This is a genomic window from Streptomyces sp. MUSC 14 (assembly GCF_001866675.1).
Lineage (GTDB): Bacteria > Actinomycetota > Actinomycetes > Streptomycetales > Streptomycetaceae > Streptomyces.
In genome coordinates, this window is record NZ_MLYN01000090.1 from 20953 (window position 1) to 37982 (window position 17030).

The window sequence follows — 17030 nt, forward strand, 5'->3', positions numbered from 1 at the left end:
AGCAGGGCACGATGCTGGGCGACTCTTCTCGACGGCCTCGGCGAGGTTCGACCAGATGTGCCATCGATCCGCGACATGGACCGCATCTGGAACACCGATCCGCCCGGCCTCGGCGTAGGCGGTGGATCGGTCCCGGCAGATCACTTCGACCCCGGGATGATCGGCAAGCCAGCCAGCCACCGTCGTTGTCGTCCGGTCCGGCAACAGGTCGATGGGCCGGCGTGTCTCGATGTCGATGAGGATCGTGCCGTAGTGGTGTCCCTTGCGCAGGGCGAACCCGTCCACCCCGAGGACTCGCGGTGTCGTCGTCGCGGGCTCCGGCAGGCGGCGGATCAGCCGCAGGAGCGTCGACCTGCTCACCGCGGCGCTCAGGGTCCGGGACAAGCGGGCGCCGGCCCGGCCGGCCAGCATCACCGCGACGCACTCAAGTACTGCCTGCAGGCCAGCGCTTCGCCGCCCATGCCGGAAGGTCAGCCCGTCGACCTGCTCGGCGAACGTGGCCTGCTCGCAGGCACGTTCGCCGCAGCGGAACCGCCTCACCTGTAACTCGATCAGCACCGGATGCCCACCGACCGCACTGTCGGCGAGCCGACGTACGTACCGGCTGTGCACCCGAGCCGTCAGCGTCCCGCAGGCCGGACACGCGGCCCGTTCCACGGCGGTCCGGGCCCGCACGGCGCCCAACCCGCCTTCGGACACGACATTTTCGATCACAACACCCTCGACCTGGTGGAACCACAGATCCTGGAGGAGTACATCACCCACGGCCGTTCATGATCGCAGTTCGGTGACCCTCCGTGGCCCTGGCACTGAAAGTGATCCAGAACCACTTTTCAGCCGTCGCCGACAGATCCGCGGTACCGCCCGGCTGTCTACCAGTGGACACGGCTTTGACTACGGTGCGAAGCGCGCCGACCCCGGCAGCTGCAATGCCGGGGTCGGGGCGTTGTCACCAGTGGCTATCCGAACCCGATCTGGCCCTTCAGCATCTTCGGCGCCCAGCTCGATTGGCTCGACCCGGCCGGTGGGCAGCGTTCCCCTGTGCCAGCCGAAGTTCAGAGTTGGGTTCTTACGACACGAACCACTTCTGATTGTCTCCGTAGTTCGCGGTCCACACCTGGAGACGGCCGGTGCTGACGTTCATATCCAGGACCAGGTTGGTGTTACCGCCGTTGACGAGCTCGTAGTCACTGCCTTCCGGCCACGCGTACCACGTGTAGTCGCCACTGGTCTTGCACGGTCCGGACACGACGACCGGAGACCCGGCAGTCGTCCAGTTGGGGACCAGGCACCCACTGTTGGGCAGCCATTCGAAGACGTACCACGCCCCGCCGCGGGAGTCGGTACCGCTGGTAGGTATGGCCTGCCAATTGGAGGAGCTGCCGTTGCACGGGACTGCCCGAACTATCGCCCCCAAAGAACCTGACTGAGGAGCAAAACACGGCGCGCCACTGGCCACAACCCGAAGGTTTCTGTTTATTCCAATGGGAATTGATGCCTGCGCCGGCACAGCCTGTACCACACATGTCGCAACGGCAGCACTGGCCACCATCAGTATCCGACGAAGCCTCTTCGCCATGACGATCCCCCATCACCGTAGCCGACGGCAGTCGACCCCAGCGGGCCAGCCATCGATGATCACTTCAGGTGTTCACCAAGCTAGGTCCGCCAACGCATCGTGTGGAGTGCACAGTTGCACGGTGAAGAGACGGTTCCGGTGTCGAAATGCACAGCGAGCCGGGAAATCGCAGCCCGGGCCCACGAGGTGTAGCCGAGCGGGAGCCACACCCTGGCGGCGTGGGCGTCGCGGACCCGGGCGGCGAGCAGTGTCCGTCGGCCCGTTCCTTTCAGGCCTCCCAGGACCGGCCTTTGATCTCGATGTCCGCGCCGTGATATTCCCAGGTGGTTCGAGGGGAACGTGCAGCGTCGGTCATGTCGCGACCGTATCGGAGGGACGGTCACGTGACGTCCCGATGGGTCGGCGCCGGTTAGTACTCCAGTGCGGTTTCGTGATCTATCCAGCGGATTCGTCGTCGGATCGTCGTTGGTAGTGGCTGTGCCGGGCTGTGGCCTGGTGGCGTCTGCGCCAGATTGACCAGTGCAGCAGCCTGGCAGCGGTCACGGCCGACGGGCCGAAGACGGCGGTGAACAGGTGGCGGATCTCCGGGACGGTCAAGGAGATCAGTCCGCTGTTGCGAGCTGGGTGGTGCGGACCGGTGGACTGCTTCGGTGCCGCGTCGGCGGCGACGGCGGTCAGGAAGGCCAGGGTGAGCATGGCGAGCGTGATGTGCCGGTGCCACGAGGTCCAGTTGCGGACTTGGTAATGGTCGAGTCCGACCTGGCCCTTGGCGGCCTGGAAGCATTCCTCGACACTCCAGCGGACACCGGCGACGCGTACCAGCTCCGCGAGTGTGACCACGGTGGGTGACCAGCACAGGTAGAAGGCGAGTTCGCCTGTGGTGCGGTTGCGGCGGATGAGCAGGTGGCGGTGTCCGTCCGTGCCGATGTGGATCCAGGCCCAGTCGTAGTAGCACGGGCCCTTCGCGCCACGGCCGGCGCTCTGCCGCTGCCAGGCGGTGGTGGGCAGGCGTCCGGCGACGGTGTCGGCGCGGACGGGGGTGCGGCCCTGGTTGATCCGTACCCGCGTCGAGCAGGCGACGGCCATCACGTAGCCGGTCCCGCATGCCTCCAGGGCGGTACGGAGCTGCGGGTCTTGGCCGTAGGCTTCGTCGCCGGTCACCCATGGCGCCTTCACTCCGGCGTCCAGCGCGGCGGCGATCATCTCCCAGGCCAGGCGGGGCTTGGTCGCGAACTGCACTTCGTCGGGTATACCGGCCGCCTGGCGGCGTTCGGGATCGGAGTACCAGGACTGCTCGGGCAGGTAGAGCCGGCGGTCGACCAGTGCCCGTCCCCGGCCGGTTGCCTAGGCGAGAAAGACTCCGACCTGGGAGTTCTCGATGCGCCCGGCGGTGCCGGTGTACTGCCGCTGCACGCCGGCCGAGGCCCGGCCCTTCTTCACAAAGCCGGTTTCGTCCACGATCAGCACTGCACCGTCGGCGCCGAGGTTTTCGACGGCGTAGGCGCGGACATCGTCGCGGACGGCGTCGGCGTCCCAGCGTGCGCAGCGCAGCAGCCTCTGCATCGCCCCCGGCCGGGCCAGACCAGCCTGCTCGGCCATCTGCCAGCAGTTCTTCCGCTCCGCTTTCGACAACAGCCCGAGCAGATAGGCGCGGGCTGTTGCCCGGGGTTCAACTCGGCTGAAGCGGCCCGCGATCCGGGCCATGGCCTGGTCGAACATCTCCCGCCAGCGGGCTGGGTCTACGCTCTGGTCCGCGGCCACCGCACGATCTTCGTTTGTCCACACATCAACCGATGATCACGCGGTGGCCGTACCCGTTCCCAGCCGGGCCCGCAGTGCGGCGGGCCCGGCCGGCCGCGCCCGCCGCTCGCGCCGTATGGGGAACTCGTGGGATCGGCTATCACCTCGGGCTGACTATGCGTTGGCCACCTGGGCGCGGACGGCTCGGGCGCGGACCACGAAGGGCCGGGAGAAGACGGTGATGGCGATGGAGACGGCGGCCAAAAAGGTGATGGCCGTGCTGGAAGCGAAGTGCTGGGCAATGCCGCCAGCGATCGCGGCTCCGATACCTTGCCACGTCATCCGGCCGGCGGACTCAACTCCCTGGACCTGGCCGCGGACCGGATCAGGGGTCAACTCCAGAAGCTGTTCCTGGAGCGGCAGGGTGGCAGCGAAGCCGGCACTGGCGATGAACACGGCGGCTGTCGCCACCAGCACGGGCGGGTGGACGGCGAACAGCAGGTAGGGGGCGGCGAGCAGCAGTCGCAGGGCGAATGCATAGCGGCGCCGCTGCTCGGCGGTCAGCAGTCGTCCGACCGCAAGGTCACCGAGGAGCATGCCTGCCGATCCGGCGGCCAGGAACACGCCGGCGTGATGGGGGGCGTAGGAGATGAACAGGGCCTCGCAGCCAACGATCAGACCGTTGGGGACCCACAGGTTCAGCAGCAGCGCGCGTTGGCCGGAGTGGGAGAAGAGCTCGATGTTCGTCGTCCAGGTCTGGCGCAGTCCAGGGCGACGGGTCAGACGGATCGAGCGTTCCCGGACCGTCACCGCCACAATGATCAATCCACCGCCAGTCAGGGCTGTCGCGACGGCGAAGACCTCCTGCGGGCTCAGGTACCGCAGCAGTACGGCGCCGATGGCGTAGCCGAGGATGGCCATGCCTCCCGAGGTGATGTTCATCAGCGAACGTGCCAGTGCATATGAGGAGTTCGGCACTACCTCGGCGAGCAGCCCCATCCGTGTGCCGGTTCCCAGGGACTGGAAGAACCCCAGTACAAGGAGCAGACCGAACCGGGCGGCGAGCGGCAGCCCTGGAACCGCCTGTGCGGCAACACCTACGAGCAAGACGCACTGGAGCGCGACGAGGGTCCGGCGAGGACGGCTTCCGTCCGCGACCGACATCAGCGTCAGCGCACCGAGTACCGTCGCGAAGGTGGCGCCGTACATGCTCACAGCGGTCAGGAACGGGGACTTGGTCTGCTGGTTGACCAGCGTGCCGAGCGCGAAGCCCGACAAGGTGCTCGCGGCGACCGTCAGTGTGAAGCTGGCGTACAAGCCGACGAATTCACGGTTGCGGAGCAGGTCACGGAAGGTGGTGGGAGGTGTGCCGGAGGCAGATGTGTCAGAAGGCATAAAAAAGCCTTCGCGCGCACCCAACCCGGGGCGCCGAAGGCCAACTCGTGAATTATAGCAACTGCCCCAGCCCCACCCACGGCCCGCCATCAATGGCCCGCGGCCAGCGCACGATCTTCGAGAGTCCACACAACCCTTGATCATCTCGCGGTGGCCGCACCCGTCAGGCGTCGTAGTACTCGCCGTCGTCGCCCTGAACCCTCGCCTCCAGGACCTTCGCAACCTCGCACATCTTCACGATCGCCGCATCGCTCGGGTTCTTGTACACGAGCCGCCCGGCGCTCCACCACATCGGAACCACCACGAGGCCGGGATCGGCAGCGACCACCGCTCCCATTCCGTCGTGCTGATGTCCTGGCCCTCTTCATCCCACCAGTTCTCACGCCGCGTGATGTGCACGTCGTAGCCCATAGCCAGCCAGAGTAGACCGTGAAGCCGACGTGATCGCGAAGTCACACTGGAGTATTAGAAGGACACCAACACGTCCAAACCTCCCTCGCCACAAGTTCGGTGAAGGAGGCCTGGGCACGAAGGGTCAGCCCGGGAGGATAGGGGCTGTCGTTGCGGCGGCCTGGACGTCCGCCGCAGTGGCTGACCGGTCCGTTCGAGCGCGATGGTGCCAACGGCTCCCGACAGGACGGCAGGGACAATCGCCATACCGGACCGTCCCGGACCAGGTCGACGAGCACGTCGAGCGGGTTGACCTGGGCGGTCACCTCGCGACGCAGACGGTACCGCCGGTCAAAGGCCTCGACAGTGGCGGCCAGGTCCGTGCCGGGGGCGAAGTCGATCCGTGCCTGACTGCGGCTCTCGTCGATGTCCAGGCGTCGGCGAGCGGCGAGGTCATGGCCGGCCGGGGCGCTGATCACGAGGCGCTCCTCGTGCAGGGGGGGGTGCAGTACAAGCCCGCCTGTCCCTGGCCCGTGCCGTAGAGGGTCATCCGGCGCAGCGCCCAGTGGGCCTGGCATCCTCACCGAAGCCGACACCGTGTGGTCTGCCCCGCAGCAGTAGTCGGCACCGCGGCCAGCACTCCTGCCCCAAGCCTCACTTCAAAACGGACATCAACTCATGAACCGCTCACTCACCGAGGGGCAGCACCTCCGCGGCCCATCACTCGTAACAACCGGGCCTGCTGGGTTTCCCCGGTCAGGGGCGGTGTTGCTGGGGCTGCGAAGAAACGGCGGGTGGTGTCGGCGGAGACAGGCGACTCCGCCAAACCAGCGTAGATTTCGGCGAGATGGTCTTCGATCCAGGCCACGAGCCCCGGGTTGAGTTCCTCTGGAGCGTTGACGGCCCGGGCGAGGTCCCAGGTGTGAATGGTCGCGTCCGTGGTCCGGATGGCGAGGGCCTGTTCACCGGTCACCGGTCCGAGGGGGTAGTCCAGGACCTGTTGGAGGGCGCCCGGGCTTCGGAACGCCGCGGCACATTTGCGCACGGAGCGGGTGTACGCGCCCACCGGATCGCCGCCCAGGGCGTCCTCGCCCCGGAGCCGGAGGAAGTCGGCGGCCGAGCCGCCATCCAGCAGAGCGATGTAGTTGAGGTTGCCCCGGGTCATGTGGTTGACGAGGTGCCGGACATCCCACTCGGCGCAGGGGGTGGCTGCCGTCCAATGATCGGGCCGTACCGCGCGCAGCTTGCGGCTGAACTCGGAACTGGAGAGGAGATAGCGGTCGATGACGTCGACGAAGCGGTAGGACATGATCCAAGCGTGCGGGGTACCGGTGGCGACGTGCTGGCGGACATCGGCCGCCGAGCTTTTGAGTCGACGATCAAGTTTTCTGCTGTGGCTGCCCAAGGGCAGGTGGTAGGTGCTGACGGCAGGCGCCCGGGAGGTCCCAGTGGCGCGGCGATCAACTGACCACATGAAGCGGCCGCACGACCGGTTCCCGTGCGAGTTGGTCGTCGGCGCCACCGCCGGCCCCTTCTCTGCGCGTCGGCACTCGCGGCGAGGCCCGCCGTGACGGCGGTCTCGCCAGCTCTTCCTTACCCCGCGTCCCAACAGCGTCCCAACTCTTCTCTCCAGCCCCTGGCTGAGCCTGCCTGGGGGCCTCCCCGGGCCATGGTCCGACTCATCAGTGCAGGTCATCGAAGCGCCAACTGCTGCCTGCGGAGCGCCAGTGAACTCGTGAGCAGCGGATTCAGTCCGTTGGGTCAGAGTCCTGAATCCGACCCCTCGCAGAGACGTTTCCACAGGTCAGCGATCCAGTGCACCTTCGGTGCGCGCCGGGGGCGCGGTAAATCCCGTGGCGCGCGCTGTGAGGTGATGGCGTGACCTACTCTGCCTTGATGCCGTCCGGCAGCGCGACGATGGTCGTGTAGCGACTGGTGCGCTCGACGAGCGTGGCGACCGCCGAGGGCGTGGTGCCCATCACCAGGTCGCCCTCCCCATGACCGGGGAGCTTGCGGTCCTCGACCTCGGCCGGACGGGCGGTGATGGACACCATGCCGCGGATGATGCCCCACCCGGTAGGCAGACGGGCGATCTTCGGGCGGAGCATGGGCCGGACTGACCGCAGGCGTTGAGTGAGGCTGCGGTCGATTGCCTGGCGGCGACGAGGGTCGTAGAGCGAGAGGTAGATCGCTTCGTGCGAGATCTGCATGGCGGTGTCACCAGGGAACTGGCGTCGCAGCCACCCTGCGATCCGGTCGGGAGACCAGCACAGAGCCAGCTTCGCCTCCACCAGGACGCGCAGAGCCGGTCGTTGGGCGAGCTTGGCCTGCTTGGGCCGGCGCCCGCGCGCGTAGGCGGCCTCATCGGCGGATGCGGCACGGTAGCGGTCCCGGCCTCTGTTGCGGGCGATCTCGCGGGAGACGGTCGAAGGCGATCGGCCCAGCCGCCTGGCCAACTGCCGGCCAGATTCCCCGGCGGCGATGCCGCGGGATATCTCGTCGCGCTCGCTGGCGCTCAGATGCCGCTCTGATCGCTGCTGCGCGGTGAGGCGGACGCCGCCGCTGTGTTGCGGAAACCCGACGCTCGCTCTGCACCGGTGCCCCCGAGCGCCCGCCCGATCAAGCCGAACGATTGCCCCTCGCACCAGCGTCTCCAGATCTCATCCTGCTGAGCCGGCGAAAACCCGTAGTCACGCACCTGCTACCTCCACGATCACGTGATCATCCGTGGGTGGTGCGTTGATCGCTTGAGGGTGTCATCGAATGAAGACAGGCATGGCAGCCGTCCAATGAACCCGGACTTTCGGGGGCACGACGGCGCCGTCGATCCGATCAGATCCGATGAGGCCGACGACAGGGTTTGCTGACAGATAGGGTCGAATGCGACCACCGACACGGGGAGCGGCACGGCCAACCTGGTCTACAAGCGGGTGTCGACCGACCCCGTCAGAACCTCGCCCTTCACAAGGCCGGCATCGAGGACCCGGTCGTCTTCGAGGAGCAGGCCGGCACCTCCCGCCGCCTGCACCCGCTGGAGTGGCCGAAGTTCGGCAAGCTGCTCGCGTACGTGCGGCCGGGCGACACCGTGCACATCTCCGAGATGTTCCGCCTGGTGCGTGGCACCGGGCACGTTCTCGAGGTCGTCGACGTGCTGCACCGCGACCGCCTCGCCCTGCGCATCCATGACGGCGCGTTCTCTGCAATGGACCTCACCACACGCCACCCGCGCACCGGCAAGCTGTTGCCCACGGTGAAGTTCATGGTGCAGACCCTTGCCGCCGCCGGCGAACTCCAGCGCGACCTTCAGCGGGAGCTGACATACGACGGGCGCGCCGCCGAGGCGAAGGGCAACAAGGGCGGGCGCCACCCCGCCGTCCCCGCCGACAAGACCGACGCCGTACGCACCGCGTGCCTGGAAGGCCGCTCCGTCGCCGCCCTCGCCCGCGACCACGGCGTCAGCCGCGGCGCCATCCGCCCAGCCGTCGCCGACCTCATGCCCGACCACACCGCCATCGAGGAGGACACCCCCGCCCCGGAGGTGCCGGCCACCCTCGACATGCCCGGCAAGATCGCCGACTTCCTCCGCACCACCGAGCTGGAGCCCGCCGAGCGCGCCACGCTCGACCAAGGCGTGACCGTGCGGCGCGGTCAGGGCTACACCCTGCGCGTCACTGCCGTACCAGCAGTCCACCGCCGACTCCTTGCCCACTGTCAGCCGCTCGATGACGGCCAGGGCGTACCCGCGGTCCCAGCCCAGCGCAAGGCCCGTCGCGAGTACGAGAACCGGGTCGGCACGCTCACGTCACCGAACCATGATCGTTCGCACCCATAGCCGCTGTACCGATGTTCCCCGAGGCCGGAGAGGCCGCCACGGCTGTGAGAACGCGATCACTTGGCTACTCTGCGGCTGTCCGGGCTAGGACTCCAGGACCAAGTACCAGGGTTTCTGGTGCTGGTGAGCCGGTAGTGGCGGAGGAGCAGGAGGGCGCCTGAGGTGACCAGGTACGCCAGGACGAACAGGCCGCCCGCGGCCAGATGCGCCTGGAGGACCCGGACCGGCGACCCGTGAAAGGTCAGCCGGCGGTTGGCCTCCGTGTTGAGGACGGTGACGACAAGGAGGGAGGTGAAATTGGCCAGGATGGGCGGCGACCACTGGCGCGGAACCCAGTACAGCATGGCCTGAGCCGCCGTGGAGGCCACGCCGATCACCACGAACCAGAACACTTCGCTGGTCAGTTCGGTGCGGCCGAGCCAGGTGGCGGCGCCGCGCCGTGCGCTGAGGCGTCGCACCCCACCATCATGAGGCCGCCGTGTGACCGGTCGAGTCATGCGGAGCGCCGGTTCCACCGTTCGCCTGACGACGGACACCCGCATGCACGACAGGCGCGGAGAGCCGACCCGATCTGCGCCGGTTCGTGGCTGACGATGTGACAGGCAGTGCCGGAGCGCTGGGGTTCGATCCCTACGTTGAGAGACGGTCTGAGGATTGGGGAGGCACTCGTTGGACAGTGGCGGACGGCCACCGGCTGCGGGCTCCGGCGGGCCTCGGCGGCGGGGATCGGACGAGGGACACGCGCCGGGGCTCCTCGAGCGCGTGCGCGCTGCCGCGGCGGCGCGGGCCGCCAAGGGGGCCGCTCGTGCCAGGGCCCTCGTGCGCCGGGTCGAGCAGACGCCTCCGCCTCCGGGTCCGTTCCGTCCTGGATTCTGGCGCAGTCCGATCCGCGGGCCCTGGCTGACCTCGGTGTTCGGTCTGGTCCTTCTGATCGGCATTCCGCTGCTGTTCGTCACCGGACTGCTCTCCTACGCCTCCTACAACCCCGACCTGAGCCCTTTCAACGACGAGACTCCCGACAAGGGTGTCCTGGGCTTCTACCTCTTCAGCTGGCCCACGCACCCGTACTGGCTGTACCGGCTGCTCCAGGGCGTGCACGTGACGCTGGGTGTGGTGCTGGTGCCGGTGCTGCTGGCCAAGTTGTGGTCGGTGATCCCGAAGCTGTTCGAATGGCTGCCGGTGCGCTCCATCGCCCACGGCCTGGAGCGGCTTTCGCTGCTGATGCTGGTCGGCGGCGTCATCTTCGAGTTCGTCACCGGCATCGTCAACATCCAGCTCTACTACGTCTTCCCGGGCTCGTTCTACCGTCTGCATTTCTACGGCGCCTGGGTGTTCATCGCCGCCTTCGTCGTCCACGTGTGCCTCAAAATCGGCCGGATGACGCGGGCACTGCGCTCGCGCAGCCTCGGCGCCGAACTGCGCACCGACCTCGCCCGCACCGTGCCCGAACCACCCGATCCCGACGGCCTGGTGGCAGCCTCTCCCGCCTCGCCCACGATGACCCGCCGCGGCGCGGTGGGCATGGTGGGAGCCGGGTCGCTGCTCCTGTTCGTCGTGACCGCCGGACAGAGCATCGGCGGCCGGCTGCGCGCCACCGCGCTGCTCGCACCGCACAACCGCGACCCGGGCAGCGGCCCGAACAGCTTCCAGATCAACAAGACAGCGGCGAAAGTGGGCATCACCCCCGCGCTGGTCGGACCCACCTGGCGGCTGGAGGTGCACGGACGCGGAGCGCCGCGGGTCTTCACCCGCGATCAGCTCCTGGCGCTGCCCCAGCACGCCGCCGCCCTGCCGATCGCCTGCGTGGAGGGCTGGTCCACCGAAGACCAGCAGTGGAGCGGCCTGCGGCTGGCCGACCTCGCCGCTCTGGCCGGAGTGCCCGACGCCGCAAGCGTCCTGGTCCAGTCCATCCAACCCCCCGGCCCCTTCACCCGGGTGGTGCTGCGCGGCAACCAGATCCACGACCCCCGAGCGCTGCTCGCCCTCCGCGTCAACGGCGCTCATCTCTCACTCGACCACGGCTACCCGGCCCGCATCATCGTCCCGGCCAACCCCGGCGTGAACAACACCAAGTGGGTCCACCGGCTCACCTTCAGGGCGTGACCATGGCACGAATCGTCCGCTGGTACGGCTCCGGCCCCCTGCATCTGCTCGTCCTGGTCGCCTCGTTCGCCCTGACCGGCTACGCGATGGTGCGCCTGTTCGCCGTCCGGCCCTGGGAGGTGGCGATCTGGTTCGTCGGTGCGGCGATCCTCCACGACCTCATCCTGCTGCCCCTGTACTCGCTGGCCGACCTGTCGGCCCTCTCCGTACTGCGGCACCGAGCCGCCGACGGACCGAGGCTGCCGTGGATCAACCACCTGCGCGTCCCTGCCTTCCTGTCAGGTCTGCTCCTGCTGGTCTGGTTCCCCCTCGTTCTCCGTCTGGCGGTCCCCTACCCCGGCGACACCGCCCTGTCCGACAGCGTCTACCTCGGCCGATGGCTGGCGATCACCGGCGTACTCTTCGCCGCCTCCGCCGTGGCCTACGCGATGAAACTGCGCCGCCTGAGACGGGCCGGTCGCGGCGACGAGGACCGACCGGCCGCAGGGCACGGCGCAGCACGGTGACAACGGACGAGGACGAGCAGTACGACGCCGACGGGGAGCCCTACGCGCTCGCCCTGCGCCCCGGCCGGGAACCGGTGTACCTACGGCTGGCCGACGGGCGCCGGATCCGGATGCCGGTGCACCGCTGGCACGAGCAGCCCACGGCGGCCGACACGACCGTGCTGGAACGCTGCATCGGCCCCGTCCTCGACGTCGGCTGCGGCCCGGGCCGCATGTGCAGGGCACTCCTGAGCCGGGGAGTCTTCGCCCTCGGCGTCGACATCGCACCTCGCGCGGTCGCCCTGACCACCTCTCTGGGCGGCCTCGCACTGTGCCGATCGGTCTTCAACCGGCTGCCGGCCGAGAGAGGCTGGCAGACGGTGCTGCTCATCGACGGCAACATCGGCATCGGAGGCGACCCGCATGGCCTGCTGCGCCGCTGCGCCGCGCTCGTCGCCCCCACCGGGCGCCTCGTCGTCGAGGTCGACCCCGACGACGTCGAAGAGCTGTGCAATGCCCGGTTCGAGAACCTCCAGGGCGCGAGCGGTCCGTTCTTTCCCTGGGCACGGCTCGGGCGACGACCGCTCCGCAGGATCGCCGCCAACCTTGCCCTCAGCGTCACCGACCAGTGGACGAGCGGGCACCGCTGCTTTGCCACCCTCGCTCGCCAGGGATCATCCTGCGACCGTCCTGACACGGGCCCCGCAGCGACGGACACTGGCCGCCCCGAGTCGGACGACCGGGCTGGTCCACGATGACGCCGCCATGCTGCTGCACTGCCACCACAGTCATGCGGGAGGAAAGTCTGTTCGCATCGAGTGAGAAGGCGGCGGCTGCGGCAAGGTAGAAAGGACACATGCCGGAGCGCGAGCCCCCTGCGGGAACCATGGACGACGTTGATGCGGTCACCCGGGCGGTCCTGACCGCGTCCCGGCTGCTGGTAGCGGTCTCCGCCCGCTCCCTCGCCGAGGTCGAGGAGCGCGTGACCCTCCCGCAGTTCCGGATGCTGGTGGTGCTGGCCACCCGAGGGGAGACCAAGCTGGTCGCGCTCGCCGAGCTGCTCCAGGTAGCGCCCTCCACCGCCATGCGCATGGTCGACCGGCTCATCGCCGCCGGACTCGCCGACCGCAAGGCCAATCCCGCCAACCGCCGCGAGACTCAGCTGCGGCTGACCGAGGAAGGCCGGCACACCGTCGAGGAAGTCACCGCCCGGCGTCGCGCCGAGATCGCCGGCATCGTCGAACGACTCCGCCCGACCGAGCGCCTCGCGCTCGTCGAGGCCCTCAACGCCTTCAACGAGGCGGGAGGCGAGCCTTTGGCCCCGGCGGCGGACGACCCCGAGCCGCACCCGCTCGGCTGGATCGTGGACGGAGCCATGGCACACGACGCCTGACCCGGCACGGCAGCCGTTCACGGCATGGCCGGGGCCCGTGGCGCCTACCCCGATGCGTCGGCAACCCGAATCGCGGCGATCACACCAAGCAGGCACACGGCGCCGCCCGTACAGGTGTTGCTCCACACGATCCCGGCCGACACGCCATGGGATGCCGTCACGACCGCCGGGGAGAGGATCAGCCAGAAGCCGAGCGGCACCAAAGTCCATGCGAATCGGTGCATCCGCTGGGGCGCGAGGGAGGTTCCGAGAGCGACCAGGGCGACGCCCAGCCCCATGATCAGGTTGTTCTCCGTGAGATACGGGTTCGTCCTGTAGAAGTGGATCACCCAGGGCGAGACCGCCGTATAGATGCCGGCCAGCAGCATGAGCCCGTCGACGACGCTTGCCGGGCTGCTTGTGGTCGCCACCTCGCGGCCAGCCCTCGTCCCGGTCGATGCGGACACGCGAAATCCGGCCGAGTGACGTGGATACGACATGGCAGTCACCCCCTCTCACATGGCGACGTTTCCAGTATGCAAAGAAAGTCCGTATTGGCCTGTCCGTGGCTGTCACATCCGCTCCTTCCAGCCGGATCAGACCAGCCGGCCATTGACCGCCAGGCCGCGAAGAGCGCCGGTGGGCGCTCAAGTGCTCGCGTGCACCGCGCGCAACGCGCTCTGGTGGCTGAGCCAGCCCACCGGCTTGCCCTGCTCGGCGTCGAGCACGGGCACCCCGGTCCCGGCGGCCGACAGCAGGGTGTGCAGCGCCTGCGCGAGGGGCTGGTCGGCGGTGACCGGTGCGGGCGGCGCGGCGAGCTGTCCGACCAGCGAGGGGGCTCCTTCCGGCTGTTCCGCGAGCGCCTCGGCCACCGCCTGCGCCGTGACGACGCCTACGTACCGGCCGGCGTCGTCCATGACCGGGAGGGCGCCGTGGCCCGAGAGGCTGAGCAGGTCGGCGGCGTCGGTCAGGGACGTGGTCGCGGGCAGAGCGGAAGGGAGTGGTTCCATGACGGTGCCGACGTGCTGGGCGCCGATCGCCGCCCCGGGGGCGGGGCTTTCGAGGTCGATACCGCGGCGGCGCAGCTTGAGGGTGTAGATGGTGTCGCGGGAGAGCAGGCGGCTGGTGGCGGTGGCCAGGACGATGGCCAGCATCAGGGGAAGGATGATCGAGTACTCGCCGGTCAGCTCGAACAGGATGACCACGGCAGTGATCGGCGCCCGGGCCGCGCCGGCGAACACCGCACCCATGCCGATCAGGGCGTACGCGCCCACCGCGCCGGCCGTGCCGGGTATCAGGCCATGGACGCCGATGCCGTACGCCGAGCCGAGCATCGCGCCGATGAACAGACTGGGCGCGAAGACACCGCCGGAGCCGCCGATGCCGATGGTCAGGCTGGTCGCCAGCATCTTGCCGACCAGGAGGAGCAGCAGGAAGCCGACCGCGTAGCCGCCCTCCGTGGCCTTCTCCAGCACGGGGTAGCCGACGCCGTACATCTGCGGCAGGGCCCACAGCACCAGGCCGAGCGCCAGTCCGCCGACCGCGGGGCGCAGCCACTCCGGGCCGCGCCACAGCCAGTCACAGGCGTCCTCGACCAGGTACAGGAATCGCGCGAAGCCCATCCCGACCACAGCGGCGACCACGCCGAGGAGGGCGAACAGGCCGTACTGGGCAAGGTGGTCGACGTGGAACGCGGGCAGGTTCAGGAAGGCGACGTCGCCGAAGGACGCGCGTCCGATGATGCTCGCGGTGACGCTGGCCAGCACGGTCGCGCCGAAGGCTTCCGCGCTGAAAGCGCCGAGGACCAGCTCCATGGCGAAGAAGACACCGGCCAGGGGAGCGTTGAAGGTGGCCGCGATGCCGCCCGCCGCACCGCAGGCGACCAGGAGCTTCGTGCGGCCCTCCGCCGCCCTCGTCACACGGCCGAGGGTGGAGCCGAGCGCCGAGCCGATCTGCACGATCGGCCCCTCGCGGCCCACCGAGCCGCCGGAACCGATGGTCAGCGCGGAGGCCAGCGTCTTGACGACAGCGACCTTCGGGCTGATCCGCCCACCGCGCTGGGCCACGGCCAGCATCACCTCGGGCACACCGTGCCCACGGGCCTCCTTGGCGAACCGGTTCACGAGCGGGCCGTAGAGCAGGCCGCCGATCATGGGGGTGAGCAGCACGAAGCACGGGCCCAGCCACGGCACGTGCGGATTGCTCGCGCCGGGGGAAGCGGAGTAGTCGGAGTGACCGGACAGCAGACCGGTGAAGGTCTTGATGCACCAGCGGAAGACGACCGAACCGACGCCCGCTCCGGCGCCGACCACCACGGCCAGCGCCATCACACCCCAAGGGGCGTTCCGCAGGCTCGCGATCGCCGGAGCCGGTGCAAGGCTCTTTGCCGTCGTGTCGGCCCCTCGCTCCCTGCCCGTTGCTGCCCGTATGCCGCTCATCGATTCCCCTTCCTTACTTTTGCATTATGCAAAAGATGTCAAGGGTGTGCACCACCTGTCCGCCCCTTGGGCCTGAACGACCTTCGGTGACCGCTCCCGTCCGCGCCAGCATTGCTTCCGCCTGCATTTCCTCAGTTCGGTCGGTCGGCACTGCGTGCGGCATGCCGCCTGCCCGGCCCTCGCATCCGTGGCGACGGCAGCTGACCTTCACCTGGTCACCGGTCCACTCCGGTGCGTATTCATTGCCCGCGGGCCTTCTTGACGCACAAGCTTTGCATGGTGCAAAAATTGGGTGACGGAGGAGAGGCGGTGCACGCCGATGAGGGTCGTCATCTGTGGGGCCGGAATCGCGGGACTCGCGCTGGCCGGCCGGCTGCACAACGTGCTCGGCTGGGACGTCGTCGTCCTGGAGAAGGAGCAGCGGCCCCGCACTGACGGTTACATGATCGACTTCTTCGGGACCGGATTCGACGCGGCCGAGGCCATGGGCATGCTGCCCTACCTGGAGGAGCTGAGCTATCAGGTTTCCGAGGCGGCCCTCGTGGACGAGCACGGCGAGTGCCGGGTCGGGCTCCGCTACGACCGCTTCGCCCGCTTCCTGAACGGGCGCCTGCTGAGCATCATGCGGCCCGACCTCGAACTCGCCCTGCGGGAGCGGCTGTCCCTCGCGGTGCGCCTGCGCTTCGGCGTGGGGCCGGCCCGCGTCGATGTCCGGCCGGACGGAGTGCGCGTCACCCTCACCGACGGCGACAGCATCGACGCCGACCTGCTCGTCGGCGCCGACGGCATCCACTCCACCGTGCGCGCCCTGGTCTTCGGCGAGGAGGCGCGGTACGTCCACCATCTCGGCTACCACACCGCCGCGTTCACGTGCGACGACCCCGAGACGCACGCGGAAGTCGGCGACCGGTTCTGCCTCACCGACACCGTCGGCCGGCAGATGGGGCTGTACGCGCTGCGCGACGGCACGGTCGCCGTGTTCGCCGTACACCGCGCCACCGACGCCCCTCGCCCCAGGGACGTGCGGGCGGCGTTGCGCCATGAGTACGGCACGCTCGGCTGGCTCGTACCTCGCGTCCTGGCGAACTGCCCGCCGTCTTCGGGGATTTACTACGACCATGTCGCACAGACGATCCTCCCGGCCTGGAGCCGCGGCCGGGTCGTCCTGGTCGGTGACGCCTGCCAGGCAGTCTCCCTCCTCGCCGCACAAGGCGCCTCCCTGGCGATGGGCGCCGCATACGTCCTGGCCGACCAACTCGCCCGCACCTCCCGCATCGAGGACGCACTGCACGGCTACGAACGGCTCTGGCGGCCCGTCATCACGCACAAGCAGCGCGCTGCCCGGCGAGTCGCCCGCTGGTTCGTACCCGAATCACCACGACACCTGCGGATCCGCCGGACCGCCCTACGGCTCTCCAACCTGCCGGGTGCGCAACGCCTCGCCGGAATCTCCCTCACGGGGAGGCAGGGGCCGCCCCTGCGTCGGCTCGCCTCGATTCCGTCGTGGGTGACCGAGAACCGTGGCTCCGGCGCCGTCCAGGAGGGAGCAAGACCAGGCAGACCGTGAACACGTTCGGGGTGTCGCCGGCCACGCGTCACGGAAAGGTCCCGATGCCCGCCAGTCCGAGCACCGTGACCGCCCGCCTACGTGGAGCCGTCGAAGTCGCCCACTGGCAGTCACTGGCCGGACTGCTGC

Annotated in this window: 15 protein-coding genes and 3 pseudogenes; 7 read left to right on the top strand and 11 right to left on the bottom strand. The window is 69.0% G+C overall.

Annotated elements, in window-relative coordinates; all coding sequences use genetic code 11:
• Positions 1 to 75 precede the first annotated feature (75 nt).
• Positions 76 to 657 (bottom strand): annotated as a pseudogene (locus BIV25_RS53815) (ISL3 family transposase); the annotation flags it as partial.
• Here BIV25_RS53815 and BIV25_RS53820 point away from each other — a divergent pair.
• The gene (locus BIV25_RS53820) at positions 562 to 777 is read left to right on the top strand and encodes a hypothetical protein (protein ID WP_256257170.1); all 216 of its coding nucleotides are present in this window, start codon (positions 562 to 564) and stop codon (positions 775 to 777) included. The pseudogene BIV25_RS53815 and the gene BIV25_RS53820 overlap by 96 nt on opposite strands.
• Positions 778 to 2014: 1237 nt before the next feature.
• Here BIV25_RS53820 and BIV25_RS43025 read toward each other — a convergent pair.
• From BIV25_RS43025 to BIV25_RS53825, 7 genes and pseudogenes are all read right to left on the bottom strand, one after another.
• A pseudogene (locus BIV25_RS43025) lies at positions 2015 to 3283 on the bottom strand (IS701 family transposase).
• 210 nt (positions 3284 to 3493) lie between these two features.
• The gene (locus BIV25_RS43030) at positions 3494 to 4714 is read right to left on the bottom strand and encodes an MFS transporter (RefSeq protein WP_071378040.1); all 1221 of its coding nucleotides are present in this window, start codon (positions 4712 to 4714) and stop codon (positions 3494 to 3496) included.
• Positions 4715 to 4877: 163 nt separating this feature from the next.
• Entirely contained in the window at positions 4878 to 5042 is a 165-nt protein-coding gene (locus tag BIV25_RS49995; RefSeq protein WP_218158525.1) for a hypothetical protein, read from the bottom strand.
• 124 nt (positions 5043 to 5166) lie between these two features.
• Complete coding sequence (locus tag BIV25_RS48650) at positions 5167 to 5682, bottom strand: LysR substrate-binding domain-containing protein (protein WP_079177250.1); 516 nt, start codon at positions 5680 to 5682, stop codon at positions 5167 to 5169.
• Positions 5683 to 5795: 113 nt separating this feature from the next.
• Complete coding sequence (locus BIV25_RS43040) at positions 5796 to 6413, bottom strand: TIGR03086 family metal-binding protein (RefSeq protein WP_071378042.1); 618 nt, start codon at positions 6411 to 6413, stop codon at positions 5796 to 5798.
• A 574-nt stretch (positions 6414 to 6987) separates the two neighbouring features.
• A complete protein-coding gene (locus BIV25_RS43045) occupies positions 6988 to 7560 on the bottom strand; it encodes an IS30 family transposase (RefSeq protein WP_256257161.1) in 573 nt (190 codons plus the stop codon).
• Between the two features lie 3 nt (positions 7561 to 7563).
• Positions 7564 to 7749, bottom strand: a pseudogene (locus BIV25_RS53825) (hypothetical protein); the annotation flags it as partial.
• 215 nt (positions 7750 to 7964) lie between these two features.
• Here BIV25_RS53825 and BIV25_RS43050 point away from each other — a divergent pair.
• Entirely contained in the window at positions 7965 to 8936 is a 972-nt protein-coding gene (locus BIV25_RS43050; protein WP_256257151.1) for a recombinase family protein, read from the top strand.
• 56 nt (positions 8937 to 8992) lie between these two features.
• Here the strand turns inward: BIV25_RS43050 and BIV25_RS51815 are convergent, their stop codons facing one another.
• Entirely contained in the window at positions 8993 to 9394 is a 402-nt protein-coding gene (locus BIV25_RS51815; RefSeq protein ID WP_177235633.1) for a GtrA family protein, read from the bottom strand.
• A 361-nt stretch (positions 9395 to 9755) separates the two neighbouring features.
• On the opposite strand from BIV25_RS51815, the gene BIV25_RS43060 reads away from it, so the two are divergent.
• The 4 genes from BIV25_RS43060 to BIV25_RS43075 all read left to right on the top strand — a co-directional run bounded on the left by BIV25_RS43060 (position 9756) and on the right by BIV25_RS43075 (position 12917).
• Positions 9756 to 11039 (top strand): molybdopterin-dependent oxidoreductase, encoded by a 1284-nt coding sequence (locus tag BIV25_RS43060; protein WP_079177265.1) that lies wholly within the window; start codon positions 9756 to 9758, stop codon positions 11037 to 11039.
• Positions 11040 to 11041: 2 nt separating this feature from the next.
• Positions 11042 to 11545, top strand: a complete 504-nt coding sequence (locus tag BIV25_RS43065; RefSeq protein WP_071378044.1) for a hypothetical protein — start codon at positions 11042 to 11044, stop codon at positions 11543 to 11545.
• The gene (locus BIV25_RS43070) at positions 11542 to 12282 is read left to right on the top strand and encodes a bifunctional 2-polyprenyl-6-hydroxyphenol methylase/3-demethylubiquinol 3-O-methyltransferase UbiG (protein ID WP_107486693.1); all 741 of its coding nucleotides are present in this window, start codon (positions 11542 to 11544) and stop codon (positions 12280 to 12282) included. Before BIV25_RS43065 ends, BIV25_RS43070 begins: the two co-directional genes overlap by 4 nt.
• A 98-nt stretch (positions 12283 to 12380) precedes the next feature.
• Positions 12381 to 12917: a MarR family winged helix-turn-helix transcriptional regulator gene (locus BIV25_RS43075; RefSeq protein WP_071378045.1), complete on the top strand. Its 537-nt coding sequence runs from the start codon at positions 12381 to 12383 to the stop codon at positions 12915 to 12917.
• 44 nt (positions 12918 to 12961) lie between these two features.
• Here the strand turns inward: BIV25_RS43075 and BIV25_RS43080 are convergent, their stop codons facing one another.
• Positions 12962 to 13363 carry an SPW repeat protein gene (locus BIV25_RS43080; protein WP_177235635.1) on the bottom strand — a complete coding sequence of 134 codons (402 nt, stop codon included), beginning with the start codon at positions 13361 to 13363 and terminating at the stop codon, positions 12962 to 12964.
• A 180-nt stretch (positions 13364 to 13543) separates the two neighbouring features.
• The gene (locus tag BIV25_RS43085; protein WP_071378047.1) at positions 13544 to 15223 is read right to left on the bottom strand and encodes a chloride channel protein; all 1680 of its coding nucleotides are present in this window, start codon (positions 15221 to 15223) and stop codon (positions 13544 to 13546) included.
• A 430-nt stretch (positions 15224 to 15653) separates the two neighbouring features.
• On the opposite strand from BIV25_RS43085, the gene BIV25_RS43090 reads away from it, so the two are divergent.
• Positions 15654 to 16901 (top strand): FAD-dependent monooxygenase, encoded by a 1248-nt coding sequence (locus tag BIV25_RS43090; protein ID WP_071378048.1) that lies wholly within the window; start codon positions 15654 to 15656, stop codon positions 16899 to 16901.
• The last annotated feature ends 129 nt before the right edge of the window (positions 16902 to 17030 follow it).

Bases quoted from the DNA above. Each gene is read 5' to 3' on its own strand.
- BIV25_RS53820 (WP_256257170.1), top strand. From the start codon at position 562: ATGCCCACCGACCGCACTGTCGGCGAGCCGACGTACGTACCGGCTGTG.
- BIV25_RS43030 (WP_071378040.1), bottom strand. From the start codon at position 4,714: ATGCCTTCTGACACATCTGCCTCCGGCACACCTCCCACCACCTTCCGT.
- BIV25_RS48650 (WP_079177250.1), bottom strand. From the start codon at position 5,682: ATGCCAGGCCCACTGGGCGCTGCGCCGGATGACCCTCTACGGCACGGG.
- BIV25_RS43040 (WP_071378042.1), bottom strand. From the start codon at position 6,413: ATGTCCTACCGCTTCGTCGACGTCATCGACCGCTATCTCCTCTCCAGT.
- BIV25_RS43065 (WP_071378044.1), top strand. From the start codon at position 11,042: ATGGCACGAATCGTCCGCTGGTACGGCTCCGGCCCCCTGCATCTGCTC.
- BIV25_RS43075 (WP_071378045.1), top strand. From the start codon at position 12,381: ATGCCGGAGCGCGAGCCCCCTGCGGGAACCATGGACGACGTTGATGCG.
- BIV25_RS43085 (WP_071378047.1), bottom strand. From the start codon at position 15,223: ATGGCGCTGGCCGTGGTGGTCGGCGCCGGAGCGGGCGTCGGTTCGGTC.
- BIV25_RS43090 (WP_071378048.1), top strand. From the start codon at position 15,654: ATGAGGGTCGTCATCTGTGGGGCCGGAATCGCGGGACTCGCGCTGGCC.